The 23434-nt window shown below is 47.7% G+C and carries 23 protein-coding genes; 12 read left to right on the forward strand and 11 right to left on the reverse strand.

Annotation, left to right across the window (positions count from 1 at the left end; translation table 11 throughout):
• Positions 1-45 precede the first annotated feature (45 nt).
• Complete coding sequence (locus GV030_RS18335; RefSeq protein ID WP_159584815.1) at positions 46-2418, forward strand: endonuclease; 2373 nt, start codon at positions 46-48, stop codon at positions 2416-2418.
• A gap of 81 nt (positions 2419-2499) precedes the next feature.
• Here the strand turns inward: GV030_RS18335 and GV030_RS18340 are convergent, their stop codons facing one another.
• The 6 genes from GV030_RS18340 to GV030_RS21655 all read right to left on the reverse strand — a co-directional run bounded on the left by GV030_RS18340 (position 2500) and on the right by GV030_RS21655 (position 7381).
• Complete coding sequence (locus tag GV030_RS18340; protein ID WP_159584816.1) at positions 2500-3318, reverse strand: hypothetical protein; 819 nt, start codon at positions 3316-3318, stop codon at positions 2500-2502.
• Positions 3318-4214 carry a DUF488 family protein gene (locus GV030_RS18345; protein WP_159584817.1) on the reverse strand — a complete coding sequence of 299 codons (897 nt, stop codon included), beginning with the start codon at positions 4212-4214 and terminating at the stop codon, positions 3318-3320. The genes GV030_RS18340 and GV030_RS18345 overlap by 1 nt, the downstream gene beginning before the upstream one ends.
• A gap of 711 nt (positions 4215-4925) precedes the next feature.
• Positions 4926-5267, reverse strand: a complete 342-nt coding sequence (locus GV030_RS18350; RefSeq protein WP_159584818.1) for a DUF5615 family PIN-like protein — start codon at positions 5265-5267, stop codon at positions 4926-4928.
• Positions 5264-5485, reverse strand: coding sequence for a DUF433 domain-containing protein (locus GV030_RS18355; protein ID WP_159584819.1), 222 nt, complete (start codon positions 5483-5485; stop codon positions 5264-5266). The genes GV030_RS18350 and GV030_RS18355 overlap by 4 nt, the downstream gene beginning before the upstream one ends.
• A 351-nt stretch (positions 5486-5836) precedes the next feature.
• Positions 5837-6490, reverse strand: coding sequence for a TPM domain-containing protein (locus GV030_RS18360; RefSeq protein ID WP_159584820.1), 654 nt, complete (start codon positions 6488-6490; stop codon positions 5837-5839).
• 15 nt (positions 6491-6505) lie between these two features.
• Positions 6506-7381 (reverse strand): YgcG family protein, encoded by an 876-nt coding sequence (locus GV030_RS21655; protein WP_221413410.1) that lies wholly within the window; start codon positions 7379-7381, stop codon positions 6506-6508.
• A 65-nt stretch (positions 7382-7446) separates the two neighbouring features.
• Here GV030_RS21655 and GV030_RS18370 point away from each other — a divergent pair, with 65 nt between their 5' ends.
• Positions 7447-8037, forward strand: a complete 591-nt coding sequence (locus tag GV030_RS18370; RefSeq protein WP_159584821.1) for a LemA family protein — start codon at positions 7447-7449, stop codon at positions 8035-8037.
• 81 nt (positions 8038-8118) lie between these two features.
• Positions 8119-8418: a nucleotidyltransferase domain-containing protein gene (locus tag GV030_RS18375; RefSeq protein ID WP_159584822.1), complete on the forward strand. Its 300-nt coding sequence runs from the start codon at positions 8119-8121 to the stop codon at positions 8416-8418.
• 173 nt (positions 8419-8591) lie between these two features.
• On the opposite strand, the gene hslV is transcribed toward GV030_RS18375, so the two are convergent.
• Positions 8592-9137, reverse strand: a complete 546-nt coding sequence (hslV, locus tag GV030_RS18380; RefSeq protein WP_159584823.1) for an ATP-dependent protease subunit HslV — start codon at positions 9135-9137, stop codon at positions 8592-8594.
• A 78-nt stretch (positions 9138-9215) separates the two neighbouring features.
• Positions 9216-10853, reverse strand: a complete 1638-nt coding sequence (locus GV030_RS18385; protein WP_159584824.1) for a pyruvate dehydrogenase complex dihydrolipoamide acetyltransferase — start codon at positions 10851-10853, stop codon at positions 9216-9218.
• A gap of 137 nt (positions 10854-10990) precedes the next feature.
• Here GV030_RS18385 and GV030_RS18390 point away from each other — a divergent pair, with 137 nt between their 5' ends.
• From GV030_RS18390 to GV030_RS18420, 7 genes are all read left to right on the forward strand, one after another.
• A complete protein-coding gene (locus tag GV030_RS18390) occupies positions 10991-11947 on the forward strand; it encodes a YheT family hydrolase (RefSeq protein ID WP_159584825.1) in 957 nt (318 codons plus the stop codon).
• Positions 11948-11949: 2 nt separating this feature from the next.
• Entirely contained in the window at positions 11950-12678 is a 729-nt protein-coding gene (locus GV030_RS18395) for an SOS response-associated peptidase (RefSeq protein ID WP_159584826.1), read from the forward strand.
• Between the two features lie 62 nt (positions 12679-12740).
• Positions 12741-14717, forward strand: a complete 1977-nt coding sequence (locus GV030_RS18400) for an OmpA family protein (protein WP_159584827.1) — start codon at positions 12741-12743, stop codon at positions 14715-14717.
• Between the two features lie 81 nt (positions 14718-14798).
• The gene (locus tag GV030_RS18405) at positions 14799-16322 is read left to right on the forward strand and encodes a PD40 domain-containing protein (protein ID WP_159584828.1); all 1524 of its coding nucleotides are present in this window, start codon (positions 14799-14801) and stop codon (positions 16320-16322) included.
• Between the two features lie 106 nt (positions 16323-16428).
• Complete coding sequence (locus GV030_RS18410; protein ID WP_159584829.1) at positions 16429-17436, forward strand: 3-oxoacyl-ACP synthase III family protein; 1008 nt, start codon at positions 16429-16431, stop codon at positions 17434-17436.
• The gene (locus tag GV030_RS18415; protein WP_159584830.1) at positions 17436-18023 is read left to right on the forward strand and encodes a hypothetical protein; all 588 of its coding nucleotides are present in this window, start codon (positions 17436-17438) and stop codon (positions 18021-18023) included. Before GV030_RS18410 ends, GV030_RS18415 begins: the two co-directional genes overlap by 1 nt.
• Position 18024: 1 nt before the next feature.
• The gene (locus GV030_RS18420; RefSeq protein WP_159584831.1) at positions 18025-19356 is read left to right on the forward strand and encodes a toxin-antitoxin system YwqK family antitoxin; all 1332 of its coding nucleotides are present in this window, start codon (positions 18025-18027) and stop codon (positions 19354-19356) included.
• 2 nt (positions 19357-19358) lie between these two features.
• On the opposite strand, the gene GV030_RS18425 is transcribed toward GV030_RS18420, so the two are convergent.
• Positions 19359-20183 carry an alpha/beta fold hydrolase gene (locus GV030_RS18425; protein WP_159584832.1) on the reverse strand — a complete coding sequence of 275 codons (825 nt, stop codon included), beginning with the start codon at positions 20181-20183 and terminating at the stop codon, positions 19359-19361.
• A 61-nt stretch (positions 20184-20244) separates the two neighbouring features.
• Between GV030_RS18425 and GV030_RS18430 the strand changes: the two genes are divergently transcribed.
• On the forward strand, positions 20245-20955 hold the full coding sequence (locus GV030_RS18430; protein WP_159584833.1) for a sulfotransferase family protein: 711 nt from the start codon (positions 20245-20247) through the stop codon (positions 20953-20955).
• A 98-nt stretch (positions 20956-21053) separates the two neighbouring features.
• On the forward strand, positions 21054-21929 hold the full coding sequence (locus GV030_RS18435; protein WP_159584834.1) for a substrate-binding domain-containing protein: 876 nt from the start codon (positions 21054-21056) through the stop codon (positions 21927-21929).
• On the opposite strand, the gene GV030_RS18440 is transcribed toward GV030_RS18435, so the two are convergent.
• On the reverse strand, positions 21886-22302 hold the full coding sequence (locus GV030_RS18440; RefSeq protein ID WP_159584835.1) for an ACT domain-containing protein: 417 nt from the start codon (positions 22300-22302) through the stop codon (positions 21886-21888). The genes GV030_RS18435 and GV030_RS18440 overlap by 44 nt on opposite strands.
• 5 nt (positions 22303-22307) lie before the next feature.
• A complete protein-coding gene (locus GV030_RS18445; RefSeq protein ID WP_159584836.1) occupies positions 22308-23414 on the reverse strand; it encodes a glycoside hydrolase family 130 protein in 1107 nt (368 codons plus the stop codon).
• Positions 23415-23434: the final 20 nt, after the last annotated feature.

The raw sequence follows: 23434 nt of genomic DNA on the forward strand, positions 1-23434 counted from the left end.
GTGCTGGTTCAGGGTATATTAGAGGAACCTAATTCAAAACGTATCATGAAAAAAACCTACTCACTCTTATTGCTACTGCTCATTGTATTCACCGCGGGGGCGCAAGCTCCGGCCGGATATTACAACTCAGCAAACGGACTGTCCGGGGAAGCCTTGAAATCTGCCCTGAACGACATCATCGATGGTCATACGGAATATAGCTATGCCAATGTATGGGACCTGCTGAAGGTCACTGATGTGGATCCCAACAATCCTAACAATGTAATGGGCATCTACTCACGCTTCTCCATGGACGCTGCCGCTGAATATGCAGGTGGAGCCGGATGGAACCGCGAGCACGTCTGGGCCAAATCACGGGGAGACTTTGGCACCACCATGGGGCCGGGTACCGACATCCACCACATCCGTGCGGAAGATGTCTCTACCAACTCTGCCAGAAACAACAGGGCCTTTGACGAGGGCGGCACACAGTACATAGACGGATCAGGCAACTACTCCGGCCCTACACCTGCCAAATCGGGAACCGACTACACCTGGTATCCTGGTGATGAGGTGAAAGGCGATGTGGCCAGAATGATCTTCTACATGGCCACCCGCTACGAGGGAGAAAACGGCGAGCCCGACCTGGAGCTCACCGAAGAGATTCTCTCCAACACCGACAAGACGCCCTTTCACGGAAAACTTTCGGTGCTGCTGCTGTGGCACGAGCAAGATCCTGTGACCACTCTGGAAATGGACAGAAATGACGCCATTTTCAGCTATCAGGGAAACAGAAACCCATTCATAGACCACCCGGAATACGTGGCTTCTATCTGGGGTTCCGGAGGTGGTGGCGGTGGAGGCGGCGGGAGCTGTGCCGACACTGAAGTGACCTTCACCCTCGTGACCGACAACTACCCGGCGGAAACCTCCTGGACACTGACCAAAGACGGCAGCACCGTGGCCTCCGGAAGTGGCTACACAGCTGCTAACACGGCTCATGTGGAAAGCCTCTGTCTCGCTGATGGTACTTATGACTTCACCATCAACGATCAGTATGGCGATGGCATCTGCTGCAGCTACGGATCAGGATCTTATGAATGGACCTCATCAGCGGGCACACTCGCTAGTGGCGGACAGTTTACTTCCTCAGAGACCAAGTCCTTCACCATTGGGAGTGGTGGCGGCGGAGGCGGTGGGGGTGGCTCCACCGGCACGGTAATTATCTCCGAGTATGTGGAAGGCTCTTCCAACAACAAAGCCATTGAAATTGCCAACATAGGCTCTACGTCTGTAGACCTGTCTGCCTACACCCTGAAGAAACAAACCAACGGAGCAGGCTCCTGGTCTTCTCCCCTCAGCCTGAGTGGCACGCTCCCCGCTCAGAGTGTGTATGTGATCGTGTACAGCAGTGCGGGCAGCACCCTGCTGGCCAAGGCAGACCTCACCACCTCGAGCTCTGTGATGACTTTCAACGGCAACGACCCTGTGGGGCTGTTTGAGAATGATGTGCTCACGGATATTGTCGGCACATTCAGTGGTGGTTCGGGCAACTTTGCACAGAATGTCACGCTACAAAGAAAAGCCACCGTGGCTGGCCCTTCGTCCACCTACAGCACCGCCGAATGGACCACTTTGACACAGGACGATTTTGACAATGTGGGGTTGCTCACCGGAGGTAGCTCCGGCGGAGGAGGAGGCGGCACAGGTGGCACCATGCCCACGGGCTACTGCGCCTCTCAGGGCAACAACTCATCCTATGAGTACATTTCCAGCTTTAGCCTGGGGGCTATCAGCAACTCCAGCGGCAACGACGGTGGTTATGGCAACTACACCAGCCTCTCTACCACGGTGGCCAAGGGTCAGTCCTATTCCTTCAGCCTGACACCTGCTTTCCCATCCGGAGTGTATGATGAGTACGTCAAAATATGGGTGGACCTGAACCGTGATGGGGACTTTGCAGATGCCGGAGAAGAGCTCTTCAGCACCGGACCGATACAATCTACCACCACAGGCAGCATCACGATCCCCACCTCGGCCTCCGAGGGGATTACCACCATGCGGGTGAGCATGAAGTACAATGGCGCACCTACCTCGTGTGAGGCCTTCAGCTATGGAGAAGTGGAAGACTATGCCGTGACCATCGCTGCCAGTGGCAGCAGGATCGCTGAGGTACAGGAAACGACCACCTTCACCACGGAGCTCTACCCCAACCCTGCGGAGGACTTTGTGAACCTCCACCTGAAAGTGAGGACCGAAGACTACCTGCAGATACAGATCAGCGACCTGAATGGCAGGATTGTCTTTACCGACGCGCGCAAGGCCGTCAATGGCTTCCTGACCACACAGATCAAGACTGGCACATTCGGAAGCGGGTTTTACTTTATCACCGTCACAGGCGGTGGGGAGACCTTCAAAGGCAAGCTGATCGTGGAGTAAGGAGATCAGACCCCATTATACCAACGAGGCGCTCAATTTCTGTTGAGCGCCTTGTTTTTTTTACATCAGTATCACAAAGCACTAAAACAAAGATGTTTGAGTTGTAGGTTTTGGGTGAAAGGTACCAATTATTACGAATGGGTTGGGAGCCGTATTGTGATGAAGTTTTGTGGTTCCTAGAAATAAGTGCAAATCTTTTGTTCTTGCGAAATCGTCCACATATTTCTTCCTTACATCTTCACAAGCAAGTTTCTCATCACCGCCATGTCTTTTTAACGAATTCCAATAAAGTTGACCAATTTCCCAGTCTTCAATCATCATGGTACTTGATGTGCCTTCCGAATCCTTGAGTTTATATGAGAATTTGTATGGAAGTTTCTTAACAACTTCGAACTTCCCGTCCTTGTCAGAAGACTCAAACAAGTTGAGTTGATTTAGTTTATCAAGTTTTTCTTTACTCCATTCACGATCCACCTGTTTAATTTCAAGATTGACAATTTCAGTTGGTTTAAATACAGCTAATGAAGTGCCAATTTCTTTATTCTTAGCTTCAGCAATTAATTTACCAAGACTCGTGTAGACATTGTTCAACACGATCTTCCTTCTTTCAGACCAATCATCACCATCAGGCTTGATTTCACCTATTATCTTTATCTCAGTTTCATGGCTGACTGGACGGTAACTCTCCTTTCTAAAATCACTTGTATTCTTAACTAAATCGATTTCAACCCACTGATATTTTGAATATTGTTGACCATATTTCTTTTTCCGAAATTGAACGGGAAAAATTCTTATCCAAGTGCCGTCTTCTTTAAATCCCGCAGTACATACGAGCTCGTCATATTTGGCAGAAAGTGAGGGGTAGGTTTTGACGGTGATTAATACTTTCTCCTTGGGCATTACAAGTTCTTTTGATCGATGTCCCATCTTGGAAGCTGCTTAAGTGCACTTGCTACCTTACTTCTATGGCACATACATGGTTCTTTCTCAAAACAAGTTATCGCAATTCGCTTATATTTTTCAGTTAGCTTGTAAATTTCTTCCAAATGAACACTGTTCTCAACAAGTGTGGTCTTTTCATATTCATCAAAAAGCTTGTTGTAATCATTTATCGTTTTTAAGTCCGTTCTCTTTTCAGAATCAATGCCCAATTGTGGAATATGTAGGTATTCTATCCCAACGCTTTCACAAGCTTTCTTCAACTGATTCTTCGAAAAGCCGTATTTCATGCTTAAAGGATTTTTACGAACATCACAAAGCAATTTCACATCATTGATTATGAGTTTATTTAAGTAAGTCTCAAGGCTAATACCTTCATACCCAATCGTGAAAAAAGCAGGTTTATCAAAACTTCTTTTTTGAGCATTTACTTTTTCAAATTCTTTATCTGTTAAGAGTTCTTCAGCAATCTGGCTCTTAATAGCAAAATAGGGGTACTTAATGTAAGTGTACTTTACCAGTTCCTGCTGATTGAATTTGGCCACTTCTTTCTTGGTCTGTTTAATTGCGGCTTGGTCTTCTTTTTTGAGAGTCGGAAAGAAAGCTTCATCTGAATTAATAATCCAATCAGAACCACGAGTTTTAACTTTGTCGATTATAATCTCCTTTTTGGACAGAGTTGATAAATCTTGATTGGCTTGAAATGAGAAACTTCCATATTTGTATGGGACGAAATCGAAGGATTTCTCTGATTGCTTCCTAGTTACTAACAATAGTACTTTTTGAAGCTTTGTATGTGACAATACCCCATCAAATTCCTCTAAAATCCCTAATAGCAATTTCCTTCTATAGTACATCCTGCAAAGTTAAGAAATAGCCATACCAACTACTATAGGATTACTTAATTCGGTTAGTATCATGGTTCTGCGTCACGCCATAAAACCTAACATCTAGACGCATAGAACAACCTCCACATACCCAAGCTAGCCATATAACCATTACAAGTCAAGCATTATTTTCCGCTATGTGCGGAATCCTTTCCGAATCCTCCGGGGTTTTGAAAACCCTGGAGGATGCCAGATGTAAACTTTGGTGCGCTGGCGCGCTGCGCCTTCCCGGGTTTCCCTGCAGGGTTTGGAGCCCGTCCTGCGTCGTTGATGATGAGTCCTGCGAAATAATATTTCGTCCTGCGGGAGAAGGGCCTCTCCCTGCGGAATTTTATTTCGTCCCTCAGCATCTTTTTTACCCTTCCTGCATGACTTATGACCCTTCCTGCGCGACTTATGACCTCCTGCAGCACTTTTCCACGAGGGAGTTTATGCACCGTCTTCCCATCTACGAAGGTGAGTCTATCGAACCATCAGGTAGGTTGATGGCATTGTCTTACTCTTCGACGGAGCTCAGAGGGACAATGCCGAGCTCGAAATAACAATGCCGAGATCAGATAACAACACCGGGCTCAGCGTAACAATGCCCAGCGCCACGTCGATTGAAAAGGTCATGCTGAGCTCCGTCGAAGCATCAGACATTTTCTGGGAAGCCCTCTTTTATCCACCCAGGAGAAGAGGTTATGAAGCCTTTATGAGCTCCAGAATGTCATCAGATTCTGAACCTAAATAATGGGTGATCCTCAGTATGTTGCTAATGATGAGTTCGGAAATGTTCTTGGTGGTAAGATTACCAGTATTCAGGTAAATAACCTTTGGAGGTGCTCCGTGCATGGCATTGAGGTCCACAAAATCTGAGTCAAAAGTCACTATGGCAAAATGATTGTCCCGGGCATATTGAAAGATCTCAAAATCAGATGAATTTTCTAATCCAACAAATCTCACCTGCTGGCAATTTGAAAACTCTGGAGGGAGCGCCCTAAGAATTCTGGGTGAAATGTTCTGATCAAATAATAAGGTCACTGAACTGAAATTAGTCTCCTTTCCTTATCGGCGGCATAAGCCAGGCAAGCGTCAATCATTTCGTCAGTCAATTCTTCGAAATCAGATTTGATGTCTTCACGGCTCATTCCGTTCGACAGCCAGTTCAACACATCATAAACCGAAATTCTGGTTCCTATAATGCAGGGCTTCCCAAATCGTTTGTCCGCTCGGATTTCCAAAAACTGTCTATAATCCATAGGTTAAATATACATCATTTGCTCAAGTCGATTGTAAGCATGTAAACCGAATGTTTAGTGCAAAGTTTCATCAATCGAGCCCTAGAGGGCGTTGATGAAGGCACTTCCATTGAGTTATGTCATTCCCGCGCAGGCGGGAATCTCATCTGGTGAATGGCTTTCGGTAAGATGGGGCGATTGTATAGGCATTGTCTTACTCTTCGATGGAGCTAAGTGTGATAATGCCAAGATCAGATAACAATGCCGGGCTCAGCGTGACAATGCCCAGCGCCACGTCGATTGAAAATGTCATGCTGAGCTCCGTCGAAGCATCAGACATTTTCACCACTGAAATAAGAAGATTTAGTTTGGTCAGTCCTCTATCCTCAGTCCATCATCCAACTCATTGGTGTCGGTAGACTTTCGGACAAAACCATTTTTGAGGAGCAATTCCTTACAAATACCGATGGCTTTCACCAATCCTTCCCCAATTTGGTTGGCCTTCACGCCCATGACCACCTCGTCCACCACCGTCTGCCAGTCGGCGGTCTGTACTTTTCGGCTGATGCCCTCATCACCCAGTACCAGCACCATGTGCTCCTGGCGGCTCACGAATATCAGTATCCCCACCCGCTCCTCTGTTTCAAACACTTTTTCATTCAAAAATGCCTCCAGCGCCCTTTGGCGGACCCGCTGGGCCTGTCGCTCCTTAGGTATGATCCAGCGCTTGGCCTGGGGAAAGAGAAGGGGAAACAAAAAGCCAATCACCAAAGCCACAAAAGCCACGATGGCCACCTCCATGGGGGTGATGCGAAACGGCAGCATCCATGTGTAGGAAAGTACGCCTACCAGCACCAGGGTGAACCCGGACAGCAAAGTACTCACGTACCACGAAGCTTCGGCATAGTCATCACTTGATCCCACAAAATAGGGCACTATCTCCCCACAGGAGACCGTTTCCAGCTCTTTCACGGCCTGCTCTACCTGCTGCTTTTCTGATTCTGTAAAAGTATATTTCTTAGCCATTGTTCTGTTTTAATATTACCACCCACCAGAAGCACCACCGCCACCGAAACCTCCACCACCACCGGAGAACCCGCCAAAGCCGCCGCCTCCACCAGAGTAGCCTCCGCCACCGAAGCCTCCGCCCCAGTACATACCTCCGCCACCACGACCCCCTCTGCCACCATTGGACGGTACGCTCATGAAGATAGCCACGATGATGGCGATGAATATCCCTGCCGCCAGCCCGATGAGGAGCCAGCCAAGAATAAACACAATCACCGCGCTCAGGCCAGTGGCTTTGCCTTTACCCAGTTTTTTGGTCAGTACAGCTTTGAGTATTCCGGTGAAAATGAAGCCTAAGACCAGCACGGGAAGCACCCAGCTTTTGGACGAGGTGCTATTGGTGGATCGCTGCTTCACTGCCGGAGGCAGTTCCTCACCCATGATGGCACTGATCACTACATCCACACCACTGTCGATCCCTTTATAAAAATGCCCGGACCGAAACTCCGGTGTAATGACGTTGGTAATGATGCGCTTGGAAAGTGCATCCGTAAGCGCTCCCTCCAGACCATAGCCCACCTCTATCCGCATTTTTCTGTCAGTCATGGCAAAGAGCATGATCACGCCATCATCTGCGCCCTGTCTTCCTATTTTCCACGCCTCTCCCAGGCGAATGCTGTATTGCTCGATGGTCTCCTCACCTGTGGTGGGGATCAGCACCACCACTACCTGGCTGCCTTTGGTGTTTTCATAGTTCAAAAGCTTCTGCTCCAGGCTATTCTGCTCAGCCGGGGTGAGCGTGCCCGTAAGGTCCGTCACTCGCCGGGTCAGGTCCGGCAGGGCTACATCCTGTGACCATGCACCCAATGAAAGAAAAATAAATAGAGGTATCAGTATCCGAATTTTCACAATGTCGTTTGTTCTCTTATCCTTGTAACTTAGTCAACACAATTCAAAAATTAAATTGAAACACCATGAATAAAAAATGGATAACCATTATCGTCATCATTGTGGCGGTTTTTCTCGTCTACAACTTCTTTTCCGGTAAGTACAACTCCATGGTCACCAAAGAAGAGGCTGTCAATACTGAGTGGTCCAATGTGGAAACCCAATATCAGCGTCGAAGTGATCTCATCCCCAACTTGGTCAATACTGTAAAGGGATTTGCTCAACAGGAGCAGGATGTGCTCATAGGTGTGACGGAAGCCCGATCAAAAGCCTCCAGCATTAACCTGGATGCCAACAATCTTACTGCGGAAAACATGCAACAGTTTCAGGCAGCTCAGGGTCAGCTAAATTCTGCACTCTCCAGACTGCTGGTCACCGTGGAGAAATACCCCGACCTGAAGTCTAATCAGAACTTTCTGGAGCTGCAAGCACAGCTGGAAGGTACAGAAAACCGTATAGCCGTAGCCAGAAAAAGGTTTAATGAAACCGCTCAGGACTACAACACATTTATCCGGGTGTTTCCCAATAATTTCATTTCGGGCTGGGCAGGCTTTGAGCGCAAGGCACTGTTTGCCGCCGATGAGGGTGCCGAAAAAGCGCCTGAGGTACAGTTTTAAGGTCTATTGCATTGAGCTCGGGTGGTTTCATGATCAACCGGGCTCTTCTTTTGACCAAATCAAATATCTATCTTTGAATCCATGAGAGTCTCAAATTCGGATATTACTCACATCAAAAAAACCGCCAAATCCATTTATGGTAATTCCTGCGAGGTATACCTCTTTGGATCCAGGGTCTCCAATGATACGAAAGGTGGTGATCTGGATTTACTAATCCGAACGAACGATCCCACACAGCTCCTCACAAAAAAACTCACCTTTAAAGCCAGAGTCAAACAATTAATAGGAGATCAGAAAATTGATGTAATCGTGAGATCGGCGAGTGCACCCGATGAGCAAGACCATATTTATCAGGAAGCGTTAAAAGGACAACTGCTATGAAAGACTGGCAAATGAGATTCAACGCTGCAAGAAAAGAGTCTGAGTTGCACTTTCATCATCTTGATCATGCGCTTCAACGAACCTCCAGCATTTATCCTCTGAGTGAGGAAAGGTGAGCGTTGAAAGAGAAGCAACCTAACCTGTCGTCAGACTGCTCCTCCCCTTCCTCATATTTACTTCACCGTCTCCACCACCAGGTTGTGGTTGGTGTAAATACAGATATCTGCGGCTATGCCCAGGCTCTCACGCACCATTTCCTCGGCCGTCATATCAGGAGCATGACGCTTCAGTGCGATGGCCGCAGCACGGGCATACATACTGCCTGAGCCAATAGAAGCTATGTCGTCATCAGGCTCCAGCACATCGCCAGTGCCAGAGATCACCAGTATCTCCCCTTTGTCCACCACGATCATCATGGCCTCCAACCTCCTGAGGTAGCGGTCGGTGCGCCAGTCTTTGGCCAACTCCACCGCGGCACGTTTCATATTGCCGGTATAGGTAGCCAGTTTCTCTTCCAGGCGCTCCAGTAGGGTGAAGGCATCGGCTGTAGACCCTGCAAAACCGGTAATGATCTTACCATCCTGCAGTTTGCGAATCTTCTTCACGTTGCTTTTTGCCACTGTGTTGCCCATTGTGGCCTGGCCATCTGCCCCTATGGCTACCTGACCATTGTGCTTGATGGCCACCACCGTGGTAGATCTTATTTTTACTTTTCCCATGTTATATCGCTTATTCTATAATAAAAATGTCCCGTCATTGCATAACGGGACATCTCTTTATATGGTTTGTCTGATTCCTTAAATCAAAATTCTCACAGGGTCCTCCAGCAATCCTTTGAGTGTTTTGAGGAAGGCTGCACCTACGGCTCCATCCACAGCTCTGTGATCGCACGAAAGGGTCACTTTCATCACGTTGCCGGGCTTCATTTCGCCATTCTTCACTATCACGGTCTCCTTGATACCACCAACTGCCAGGATACAAGCATCCGGTGGGTTGACAATCGCAGTAAAGTCCTCTACACCAAACATTCCAAGATTGGAAATAGTAAATGTATTGCCCGTGTAGTCGTCTGGAGTCAGTTGTTTGTTTTTTGCCTTCTGGCTAAAGTCTTTCACTTCTGCAGAAATGTGCGAAAGAGACTTGTTATCCGCAAAGCGAATCACCGGCACGATCAATCCCTCTGGCAGGGCCATGGCCACACCTATATGGATGTGAGAATGCTTCTTCATTACATCTCCGTGCCAGCTCACATTCACATCAGGATGCTGACGCAATGCTGCAGCAGTGGCCTTCACCACCATATCGTTAAAGGAGAGCTTCACCGGGGACATCTCGTTCATGCTGGCCCGTGCCGCTATCGCCTTGTCCATGTTGATCTCCATGGTGATGTAGAAGTGTGGCGCCGTGAATTTGCTTTCAGACAATCGCTTCGCGATGGTCTTGCGCATCTGAGTCACTTTCACATCTACCGAGTGTTCTTCACCCACTACAGAAGGAATACTGAATGCCGGGGCTTCTGCCGCCTTTGCTTCCGCCTTGGGAGCTGCCTGCGAAGGCTTAAAGTCCTCTACATCCTTCTTCACAATCCTGCCACCGTCACCTGATCCGGCAATCTGACCAAGATCATATCCTTTTTCCTGGGCTATTTTCTTTGCCAAAGGAGATGCCTTCAGTCTTCCATTGCTGGAGCTGGATGGCGTATCTGCCACAGCTTTCGCTTCAGGCGCAGCGCTGGCGGCTGATACACTTTCTTCCTTTGGTTTATCTTCTGTTTTGGCTGGAGCGGCTCCACCAGCTGCTTCAGCTTTCAATAGTGTTTTCCAGTCGGCACCCGCTTCTCCTATGATGGCAATCACACCATCGATCGGCACAGATCCGCCATCTTCTATTGCTATATGAAGGAGAGTTCCGTCCTCATAAGCCTCCAGTTCCATGGTGGCTTTGTCGGTTTCCACCTCAGCCAGCACATCACCTGCCTCTACTTGATCACCTTCTTTCTTGATCCATGCAGAGATTACACCCTCTTCCATGGTATCACTCATCTTGGGCATGCGGATCACTGTAGCTTTAATCCCAGAAGTATCCACTGCCTCCGCCTTTGCCGTGGCTGGTGCGTCTACAGCTTCCTCCTTCTTTTCAGAAGCGCCATTGGATCCACCACTTTCAATGTCCTTGAGCAACCCGGAGATATCTTCACCTTTCTCGCCGATGATGGCAATCACTCCATCCACAGCCACAGATTCCTGCTCCTTTATGCCTATATATAAAAGCACTCCATCCTGATAGGACTCCAACTCCATAGTGGCCTTATCGGTCTCCACTTCTGCCAGCACATCCCCAGAAGACACTTCATCACCCTCTTTTTTTATCCATGATGCGATGACGCCCTCTTCCATGGTGTCACTCATCTTTGGCATTCTGATTACTTCAGCCATTTTATCCGCATTATTTATATCTTATCAAACAATTCCAAAGTTAATCCATGTCGGTTTTTCTCCAACATCTTTAATCCTTTAATTTGGATATTATAACAAATTGGAAAAATAGGGACTTCTTTTTTTAAAAATTTCAAATGCCAGCGAAAGACAACTTTGACTATACCCGGCCCAAACGATTCTTCTCTTCGCACCTGGAAACCATCTATCCGGCGCTTTTCAGAAAAGTAAAAAAAGTGGCTCCGGCGACCCATCAAAGAGTGGATACTCCCGATGGTGACTTTCTGGACCTGGACTGGCGAAAGCAGGGTTGTTCCCGACTGGTTATTATCCAGCATGGACTGGAAGGCAGCTCCGACAGGCCCTATATGCTGGGGATGGCCAAGTGCTTCTTTGAAAACGGCTATGATGTGCTCACCTGGAACTTCCGGGGATGTAGTGGTGAAATGAACCGAACTGCCCGCTTTTACCACAGCGGAGCCACAGAAGACCTGGATAGCGTGGTACAAGCCGCCCTACCCGATTATGAGGACATTAGTCTGGTGGGCTTTAGCCTGGGTGGCAACCTGACCCTCAAATACCTCGGTGAGGCCTCTCGATATCCACAGGTCAGGCGTGGTGTAGCCATCTCTGCTCCCCTGGACCTGGATGCGGGGGTTGACAAACTGCATACTGCCAATGGGCTCATTTATGAAAAGCGCTTTCTCCGAAACCTCAAAAAGAAAATACGCGAAAAGGCCTTTCTGATGCCCGATCAAATCGATGTGGACAAACTGAGGCAGGTAAAAACCCTCAGAGACTTTGACGATCACTATACTGCTCCGCTTCATGGCTTTCAGGATGCCACGGACTATTACCGTCAGTGCAGTGCCAAATATTTCCTCAAGGGAATCAAAGTACCAACGCTCATTCTCAACTCCATCAATGACCCCCTGCTCAGTCAGGAAAGTGTGGATCACGAGCTGACCGCCGACCTCCCACTGGTACATCTGGAAACCACCAAACATGGCGGTCATGTCGGCTTCTATCAAAAAAGCAGTCAACCCTACTTTTGGTCAGAGTGCCGTGCACTTGAATTTTGTCAGCAAAATTAGATTTGCGTCCAAAGCATGCTATCTTTCCATCTGTGTACGATCGCTATACCATTTTCTGCCCCATAGAGGAGCTTGAGCAAAAGTTTTCCGTGAAAAGCCAGAGTCCCTACAAGGAAAGCTACAATGCCGCTCCGGCACAGAGGCTCCCGGTAATCACCAACAAAAAACCGGGACAGATTCAATATTTTCATTGGGGCATCACTGATACGATGGCCAACAATAAATCCATCAGCCCGCGACTGTTCAATCTCACCAGCGACAATGCTCTGCAAAGGCCTGCGTACAAAAAAATACTGCAAGCCGATCGATGCCTTATTTTAGTCAACGGATTTTACGTTTGGAAGCAGCTCAGCAAAAAGCAACGGGTTCCTTACTTCTGTTACTATAAGTACCAGCTTCCTTTTGCAATAGCGGGAGTTTGGGAGGAATTTGATGACCTTCAGGGCAATGTGAACAGCACCTTTAATATGCTGGTGGTTCCTTCCTCAGAACCATTGCAAGACTATCAGGAAGACATGCCCGCCATCCTCAATAGCGAACAAGCTGCGAGTTGGATGAATGATGACACCAACCTTAGCCAGCTCGGGGAGATACTCGATAACATCGCTCCAGGCGGCCTGAAAATGCACGCTGTGAGCCCGCGGCTGACTGACTTAAAGAATAACGACGAGGGACTGGTAAAGCCTGCACCTCCAGCAGATCAGTTTGGAAATTATACCTTGTTCAGTTAAGTTTCTGCATTAATTACCTCCCAAAGCCAGCGCCGGAGTATTTTTTATTTGCTTAGTAAAATATGAGAATATCACTTAAAAAGGGAGTCCCATTATGCCTGATTGCCACTTTCTTGACCCTTTCTTGTGTCCACGCACAGAAGGAAAAAAAACTATATAACAAAGGGCTCTATGCCTTCTATGATGAAGATTTTCCGGCAGCAGCCTACTTTTTTCAGGAAATTTCCGCCTCCGGAAAGTCCTACAAAGACTCAGACTACCGACTAGAACTGAGCCTGCTCACTCAAAAAGAATACCGCGAACGACCTCTGGATGCGATCATCAAATACAGTGAGATCAAGCAAAAAACTGACAAGTTCTACCATTACTGGATGGGACGTGTCTTTGCTAACCGATACATGTTCCCGGAGGCCGTAGAATCATGGCAAAAATTTCTGAAGCAGAAAGCCTATAAAAGCGAGGAAATCGTGATAGAAACGAAGGATTTTATCGCACAAACCGAAAGGCTTATTGCATTTTTTGATAATCCTGATAACTATGAGGTACACCAGCTCGGCAAACCCATCAATACCGAATATGCCGAACTCAGCCCGGTGTATTTTGAAGAAAAAAACGAGCTGCTTTTCGCCTCCAATAGGCTAGATCGGGACGATTTTATCATATATCAGGCAACAAGTGGTGACATGGGGTGGAATGCGCCCACAGAAATTTCTGTGTTAGGGTCTTTCAAAAGGGAAATGACCAACATAGAAGTGGTCAACAACGATGGTAAACTCTTTCATTTCAACGCCAAAAAAGGTGATCTTTTTTACAGTGAGCTGACGGCCAATGGTTGGACCAATCCCGTGGAATTCGATAGTAAAATCACCTCCACCAAGCTGGGATCACATTTCTACATCAATGAGCACGAGGACAGAATCATTTTCGCCTCCAAAAACAAGAAGAATGGCCTGGACCTGATGGAGTCTTTCAAGGATGCCGAATCCGGCAAGTGGGAAAAACCGCATCCATTTGCTACCAACCTCAACTCAACAGCCAACGAAGACAGTCCCTTTCTTTCAGAAGATGAAACCAAATTTTACTTCTCATCAGACCGACCCAACGGCGTAGGAGGGTATGATGTGTATGTCTCCGAGCTTGATCCGGAAACCCGCCAATGGTCGGATCCGGTGAACATGGGCTGGCCCATCAACTCCCCTGATGATGAGGTGAATTTTAAAATTAACCCCGACCTCAATTCTGGTTATTTTTCTTCTAATAGAATACACTCTATTGGGGATTATGATATCTACTTTTTCTGGAAAATACAGAAGACCACTATAGAAGGACGCGTGATAGATGGCATCTCCCAGGAGCCTGTCACTCATGGCGAAATCCGCTTTCACCCTGCTCAGTATCTGGACGAATACTTCCGGTCAAAGCTTGACTCCTCCGGGAGGTACAAAACCAACATCATTGCCAATGAGAGCTTTAGGGTAGAAGTACTTCAGGGTTTTGATACCCTCATGAATCAAATTTTTACCGTCGATGGCGCCGAAGGTGACAATGTGATACACTTCAAAGATTTTTATCTGCTTCCACCCGAGCTCGAAGCTGAACAAAGAGCAGCACTGGAGGCTCGGTTTAACCAGTCACCCGAAGAAAATCAGGATACTGAACAAACTCAGGAGATCACCAGTGAAAACACCAGTGACCATCAAAACACGACCCTGAGAAATGTTTATTTTGAGTTTGGCACCAGTCAGCTCCGTAAGGAATCTGATCCCAAATTGAATCAGTTGTTGACATTCTTAACAGATAATCCGAATATCCGGATTGAGGTCTCCGGACATACCGATAACATAGGCTCCAAACAGGCAAATCTTATCGTTTCACAAAGAAGGGCCGAATCTGTAAAAACCTGGTTGGTAGAGAAGGGCATTGATCCATCGCGAATTGCCACGACAGGGTATGGTGAAAGCCGGCCCATGGCGTCCAATGATGATGAGGTGGATGGCAGGGCATTGAACCGGCGCATAGAATTCCGAGTGCTACAGTAAGCGTAAAAATTTCGCCACAGCTGCATCCCGATACGTCAATTTTTTAAATAACTTGAGGTGCAAAGTTAATTTTCATTCAAAATGGCGCCAAAAACAACTTTGACAAGAACACTCCTATTTGGAGTCGGAGTCTTCTTGTCCCTTTTCTCATTTGCTCAAAAGGAAGCAAAAAGCTACGAAAAAGGGCTGGAAAGCCTGGGGGAACACCGGTATCCGCTAGCTCTCGGGTACTTTAAAGAAACTGCAGCAATCGATCCGAAATATCAGGACCTGGAGTATAAAATGGAGATTGCTACACTCCTCAGCCCTGAGGGTGATGACAAGTCGCTAACCAAAATATTGAGTTTTGAAAGCTCCTATGGTAGCTCCGACGATCACTACTACTACTGGCTGGGTCAGATCTATACCAGACGATACCAAATCAGTGAAGCCGTTTCAGCTTTTGAGAAATTTCACCAGAAAATAGCCTACGCTGGAAATGCCGAGGAAGAGTCACTGGAAATGGTGGAGCACAGCACCCAACTAAAAGAATTCTTCAACAATCCTGACAACTACGAAATTCATCAGCTGGAAAGCCCTGTGAACTCGTCTTCTTCAGAACTGACCCCCGTGTACTTTCAGGGTGAAAATGAATTACTTTTTGCTTCTGACAGGAAGGGCAGTGGCGAAAAGCCATTCGCCATCTACTACACCAAAAGTGGACCCAACGGCTGGGAGCCAATACAGGAGGTTAAAAACCTGGGCACTTTCACCCGTAAAAATGCGAACATAGAGGTGATAAATGACGATGGGAAACTCTTCCTCTTCCGCGAAGAAAACGGTGGTGATCTATTTTACAGCCAACCCTCCGGCAGCAGCTGGACCACTCCGGTGGAGTTTGACGCCCGCATCTCCAATAATCACCTGGCATCGCACTTTTTCATCAACGAACACGAAGATCGTATCATTTTCGCCTCAGATGAAGACACCGATGGCCTGGATATTTATGAGTCCTTCAGGGATCCGGCCAATGGCAAGTGGAGCAAACCTGCCCCCTTCTCCACCAGTATCAACTCAGATTACAATGAAGACAGCCCTTACCTGTCTCCCGACGAAAAAACCTTATACTTTAGCTCCAACAGACCCGGTGGAATAGGAGGATATGACATCTACGTGAGCTACTACAACCCGTCCTCCTTCTCATGGTCAGAGCCTGAGAACATGGGCTGGCCCATCAATTCTCCAAACGATGAGCTTCACTTCAAAATGAATGACAATCAGACCTCCGGATACTTTGTATCCGACCGACTGCATTCAAAAGGTGGATTTGACATCTATTTCTTCTGGGAGGTGCAAAAAGTAAAAATAGAGGGTCGGATCTTCGACGAGACCAGGGGTGCGGCCCTGACCAACGCCGAAATTCGCTTTCGCCCCTATCAATACCTCGACGAATACTTCAGTTCGCCCATAGACCAAACAGGAAGGTACAGCACGAGAATTATCGGAGACGAAACGTTCAAAGTGGAAATTATCCAGAATGGAAAAATTCTCATGGAAGAAAAGTTTGAAATTCACGACACCTCCGGCGAGCCTACCACACATGTCAAGGATTTTTCAGTGAAATAAGGAGCAAACATTACCGCATTTAGGTTGGGATATCTAGGGGAAATATGTCCTTTTAGCTCTATTTTTGAAAACAGTTGAAATCATTAACCCCATAAAAACCCTACGCATGTACACCTCAAAAATCTCCGGCATAGGCCACTACGTACCAGACAATGTAGTTACTAACAAAGACCTGGAACAATATATGGAAACCTCTGACGAGTGGATAGAGGAGAGAACCGGGATCAAAGAACGGCGATGGATAGACCCCACAACGGACGACATGCCCTCTACCATGGGGACCAAAGCCGCCAAAATAGCCATTGAAAACGCGGGGCTTACCCCAGATGACATAGACTTCATTGTATTTGCTACCCTGAGTCCAGACTACTATTTCCCGGGGCCGGGTGTACAGGTACAGGAGCTCCTGGGCATTAGGGAAATCGGTGCACTGGATGTGCGAAATCAGTGCAGCGGATTCGTCTATGGACTCTCAGTAGCAGATCAGTTTGTGAAAACGGGTATGTACAAAAATGTACTCGTGATCGGAAGTGAATATCATTCAGGTGGGCTTGAGAAATCAACCCGGGGACGGGGAGTCACCGTGATTTTTGGCGATGGAGCAGGTGCTGTTGTACTGTCCAGGTCAGAAGATACCACCAAAGGTATCCTCTCCACCCACCTCCACTCGGAAGGGAAACACGCCAAAGAATTGGCACTGATCGGGCCCGCCACGAACCGTTGGGTAGATAAAATCATGACTGAAAATGACCCTGAAGACACCAGCTACTACCCTTATATGAATGGCAACTTTGTCTTTAAACATGCGGTGACCCGTTTCAGTGAAGTGATCCAGGAAGCTCTGATGACCAATGGTTTTCAGACTTCCGATATAGACATGCTCATTCCTCATCAGGCCAACCTGCGCATCAGTCAGTTCATCCAGAAAAAGATGGGCCTGGGAGATGACAATGTCTATAACAACATCATGCGCTATGGCAACACCACAGCGGCCTCCATTCCCATAGCCTTGAGTGAAGCGCATTTGGAAGGAAAGATCAAGCCTGGAGACCTGGTGTGTCTGGCAGCATTTGGAAGTGGATTTACCTGGGCTTCTGCTTTGATTCGCTGGTGATGAAACCTACACCCGAGGAGTTGGACATATTGAATGATCAGAATTTCTTGAAGCTGAAAAACAGCTTGTCTGAAAAAATCATCCAATACCTGGCCAAAATAGAGCGGGCGCTGGCTGACGAGATCAAAGAAATGCCCTTCCAGTTTCCGGTGGGCACTTTTCTGAAAGCTGGAAAGATCTCAAAAGGAGAACAGTACCAGGGCCTTCCTTATTTCATATTGGATTACCCGAGGCTTTTCACCCAAAAAGAGGTGTTCGCTTTTCGCGCTATGCTCTGGTGGGGTCACCACTTCAGTTGTACCCTTCATCTGCAAGGTGACTTCCTCCAACAAAACAAATCCAGAATTATTGACAACATTTTGGCGCAAAATGCTTTATACTTTTGTGTGAATGATCAACCCTGGGATTATCATTACCAGGAAAATAATTATCAACAAATCTCAACACTTACCAGAGCAACCGTGAGTCAGCATATCGAGGAAAAAGGTTTTATAAAAATCAGTGATTGTCTGCCGGTGACAGCCTGGTCTGAGTATGAATCATTCGCATTGAATAGTTTTGCCCGATTTTTGAACTACCTCCAGTAATATGCGAATACTCCTTCTGGCCTTTTCAATACTCACACTGCGACCTCTGCTGGCCCAGGATCCAGAACTGGACCCCAACCAGAGGGTTTTCCAGACCGATACCCTACCCGATGGCGTGTATCGCTCCAAGTATGAAGATGGTACCCGAGCCTTTGTGGGTGCTGTGCAAAACGGTCAGAAAACCGGAGTATGGAAATACTATAATCAAAACGGCACCCTCAAGGAAATCATAGAATACGAAAACGGAGTAAAACATGGCCTCAACAGGAAGCTGGACGCCTACGGAGTGCTGATCAATGAAAGTACGTATGAGAAAAATGTCCTCAACGGCCCTTACAAAGAATACTATGACAATGGAAAACTGGCCCTGACCGGATACTACCGCAATGGTCAGCAGGATAGTACCTGGATAGAATACTTCCCTGAGGGAAATGTGAACTTTGTGAAGAAATACAAAAATGGCCAGCTCAACGGAAAGAGCTTATTCTACTACTCGTTTGGTCGCCTGAAAGCGGAAGAATACTATACCAACGGCATTGAGTCTGGTACCTGGAAGATCTACTTCCCCAATAAACAACTCCGCAAAGAGTTCCGCTTCAAAAACGGTCTCCTCAGTGGAGCCTATAAAGAATTTCACGAAAGTGGAGCCAAAAGTGTGGAAGGACAATACGCCCTGGGCCTGAAAACCGGTAAATGGCTGAGCTTTTATGAGGATGGCACGCTGTTCTCTATAGGTGACTATGAGCGCGACCAGAAAACCGGACTTTGGAAGTACTTCAAAGCCAATGGAGCCCTGGACTATGAAGGCCAGTATCAGAATGACCTCATGGAAAATCAATGGATTTACTACTACGACTCAGGCATTCCCCGAATGATCGGGAGTTTTGTGCACGGGGATGAGGATGGACTGTGGGGACTTTTCTACGAAAATGAACAACTCAAACAAGAGCAGGTCTGGAAACTGGGACGTCTGATGGAAGTAAGTCCGTTTTTTACCATCCAGGGTGAAGAACTAACTCCAGGTACACTCAAAAATGGCACCGGCACCCTTCTTTCTTACCATCAGGATGGCACCATCGCCTCGGAGGAAGAATTGATCAACGGAAAAAAAGCCGGTGTAGCCAGGTACTACTACGAAGACGGCACCTTGAAAGAAACCGGACGATACCTCACTGGACTACAGACTGGTGAATGGAGACAATATCACCCCAATGGAAAAATCGCTGCGGAGGGCCAATACACCAAAGGCCTGATGACGGGGATATGGTCCTTTTTCAATACGCGTGGGCGCCTGATCGATACGGCGGACTACTCCGAGGTGCAATCGGAATAACCCTACCAGGCCAGCGCTTCCAGCGCCTCTACGATTTTGTGGGGATGACTCCAAGGGATGAAATGGTTCACTCCCTCCAGATATCGGATATCAGCCAGTGAATCTCCCATCATTCTCCGCACAAATGCTGCGTTCTCTTTGGGAACCAGCATATCCTTGGTCCCCTGAATGACTACAGCCGGAATTTGTACCGCCATCCAAAGGGGCAGCATACTCTCCAACTCCGCTCTAAGGGGCAAAATCTCCTCATTGCTCACCCAAAAGTCCGTGGGAGTCACCCAGCCACCCACTCTCGTTTCTATCCACGTTCTGTACCACTCATAGCGCTCCATGGCAGGGTCCACAGAAGGAGCCACCAGCACCATGGCCTGCGTAAGACTCGGGTAGTCCATGGCGATCCGGGCGGCCACCGGGCCGCCAAGGGAGTGACCAACCATCACTTTGTTGGGCTGATCAAATCGACTGATCACCTGCTCCAGGTAGTAGGCTTGTTTTTGCAATGAAGGCTCTGGCCGACCATAGTCCGAATCGCCAAATCCGGGACGATCGATGGAGAGCACATCGTAGGTTTGAAGGAGGGAATCATTTTTGAAAAAATCAATAAACGCACTCCACGAACCGGGAGATCCATGAATAAACACTGCCAGATTGGGTTTACCCCGATCTATGTAGACATAATGCACGTGATTACTGTCCACTTCAATGGTTTCCAAAACCGGCTGAATGGGGCGGTCTTTGAATATCTCCTGAAACGCCTCTTGCTCTAACCTGAACTGCATACAACCACACAGGAAAACCGCAATCAACCATATTGGAGCTTGTCTCATGGTAGGCAAAACGCCAGATTCGCGATTTTGGTTATATATTTCAGTATTAAACCAATATCTGATGATCATCAACCTCATTTCTTCGCCCCGAAACATCTCCACTGCGCTCATGTATTCTTTTGCGCACAGATCCGACACCAAAGTGATGGATGAGCCCTTTTATGGCTACTATCTTAACCTCATCGGGGCAGATCATCCGGGAAAGGAGGAAATCATAGCCAGTCAACCCAAAACAGTGAGCGAAGTACGCAACTGGATCCAGCATACCGCCAGCCAGCATGAAGTGGTCTTTGTGAAAAACATGGCCCATCACCTGATCAACATGAACATCGATTTTCTGGAGGATTATCGAAATGTCTTTCTGATCCGTGATCCCCGCCAGTTGATCACCTCTTTCTCAAAAGTCATTCCCAACCCACAGATGACTGATATTGGGGTCGCCAGGCAATATGAACTTTTTGAAAAACTGAGGAAAACTCAAAGCTGTCCTGTAATCGACTCCAATGAAGTATTGAAAAATCCTGACAAGGTACTCCGACAACTGTGCGAATCTCTCGGCCTCACCTTCGAGCCCTCCATGCTCCGGTGGAAGGCTGATGCCCTGCCAGAGGATGGCGTGTGGGCTAAATACTGGTACAAGAATGTGCATGCGTCCACGGGTTTCCAAAAGAAGAATCCGGACTGGGTGCAGTTCCCTCCTGAATGTGAAGCATTGTATAGCGCTGCTTTACCCCTATATGAGAAAATGGCCCAAGATGCCCTAAAAGCGTAGGCTTTATCAAAAGCTAACATATTGTTAGTTATTCCTTAACAGGCCTGTTGAGTGCGGTAGTAGGTTCGTACTCTAGCTTCGTGTTTTCATTTACAACCATGAAGACAATCCATTACGCATCTATTATTGCGCTGCTCACCATAGCGGCTTGCAGCCAGCCAGAGATCAACCACTATCAACTCCGCATCAAGGGTAGTGAATCCATGTATGAAACTTTTCTGGAGCTCAAAAATGATTTTGAAAAACGTCAGGACAGCATCATCATCAGTTTAGAGGGAGGTGGCAGCCGCACGGGGCTGATGGCCATCAAAAATCATGAAGCCGAGATTGGGCTCTCTTCGTTTCCTTTTGACCTAGAAAAAACCCTGGGATCCGATCACCATGTGAGTGAGGCGGTGGTTGCTTATGATGCCATTGTGGTCATCACCAACCAAAATAACCCCATTGACTCTCTGAGTGATGAAAGTTTACAAAAAATCTACTCGGGCACCGTCTATGACTGGAATCAACTTGGAGGCAGACCCGGCCTCATCTTACCCATCATCCGGGATGAAAACTCCGGTACGCAGCAATTTTTTGTAGAGCATTTCGGGGTAAAGCAGCTGGCCCCTACTGCCAAAGTAGCACATGATAATGCAGAAATTGTGGCTAAAGTAAGCAGTAATCCCAACGGCATTGGCTTCATTGGCTTTGCGTACTTTACAGAAAGTGTTCACAACATGAAGCTACCGTCTGACAGCACACAGACCCAATTTGAAGCACCCACCCATCGGAATCTGGAAAATGGGAAATACCCACTGAAACGCGGACTGAGAATCTACTACCGGGATACGAACAACCCCGCGATCAGCGGTTTTTTACAATACCTGAAAAGCAAACACGCAGAAGGGGTGATTGAGTCGTTTGGGCTCATCCCGGTGCAGGATAAATCTACAGAAATCTCAGCGGGTCAGCCTCCGCAGACAGGCCCCTGAGCACATCAACAGCACGCTGTGCGTCCCCTGCATCTACAAAAATATGGTCGTGATAATAGCCGGCCATCACATTGCAGCTGATGTTGCTTTTGGCCAGGGCTGTGGCAAAGACCGCTGTGAGGCCTACGGCAGCCAGTGAGGAATGCACCTTGAGCGTGATCCAGGAAGCCACAAAGTCGTAAGAAATCCCCAGAGCGTCTGCCCGTTTTCTTTCCAGCACCACAGTGGTGCCTTCAGCCTCTCTGAACTCACAAATCGTATCTTCCCGGCTGATGCCTGAGAGGTTGGTCACTGAAGCAAACACATACTCCCCTGGCTGCAGTTCCGGCATCATACTTCTGATCAGGGTGGTCAAATTGGTTTCTCCAGTCATCCGAATCAGTTAAATAATCCATCTCGTTCCGGTGCCACCGCCACGGCTATTTTAGAATCGGCGGTACCGTAATACACAAACCACTGACCTTTATACAAACTCAGTCCCTCGAGGAAGCAAACATTATTAACCTGGCCTGTGATCTCATAGTCCTTGTCGGGGGTGAAAAAGTAATCCTCCGCACGCGCAAGAATCCGCTCGGGATGCTCAGGATCAAACAGCACCTGGCCGGCAGAGTAGGTACCATGAGCCAAAGTGGGATCATATCGATCATCCAAGGCATTTCGGCTGTTGTAGATCAGTAAAATTCCATTTTTCGTCAGCATGGCCGGCGGACCGGGTTCCACCAGATCACTGTCAAACTTTCCCTCACGGGGACTCAGCACCTTGATCCATTCCCCATCGGCATCTTTCACTGGCGTCCACTTGATCAGGTCGTCAGAAGTTGCCAAAAACAAGTCCGTATCTCCAAAGTACATCCAATATTGACCATTGATTTTCTTTGCAATGAGTCGCCCGTCCCTCATTTCAGATACAATGGACCCTGACTTAGACCAGCGGTCTATGTCTTCCTGCCTGGCAAAAGCAGACCCATATTTTGTCCAATTGATCAGATCATTGGAGGTGGCCAGCAGCAGCCGGGCCAGGTCTCCATCATACCCCGTGTAGGTCATGATGTAGCGGCCATTTTCATCCTCCACAATGCGGGGATCTTCAGCACCACCCTCCCATTCATATATTTTGGCTTCATCCTCCTGAGGGAAAAACACCGGCTGAGGGTATCGGATGAAGTGAAGCCCATCCAGTGAATAAGCCAGCCCGATACGCGAGGTTCCGTTGTATCTACCAACAAAATCCTCCGCACGGTAGAGCAAAAACAGGGTATCATTCCTCACTACAGAGGCCGGATTGAAGACATCCTTCCCCTCCCATTTGACGGTATCCCCTTTGATGGGATCCACAAATAAAGTAGTGGTGTCCGGAGTGAGCACAGGGTTGTTGGCGTCCATCTTGATGAAGCCAGTCAGTTGCCAGTCCGTTGGGACCTTCTGCTCCGGGTTGCACGCAGTGATAAACAGTAAAAGCAGGGTGATTAATGGAAAAATTCGCATAATTTTCAAGTGTCAAACCC

Source organism: Marinoscillum sp. 108 (assembly GCF_902506655.1).
Classification (GTDB): Bacteria; Bacteroidota; Bacteroidia; order Cytophagales; family Cyclobacteriaceae; genus Marinoscillum; species Marinoscillum luteum.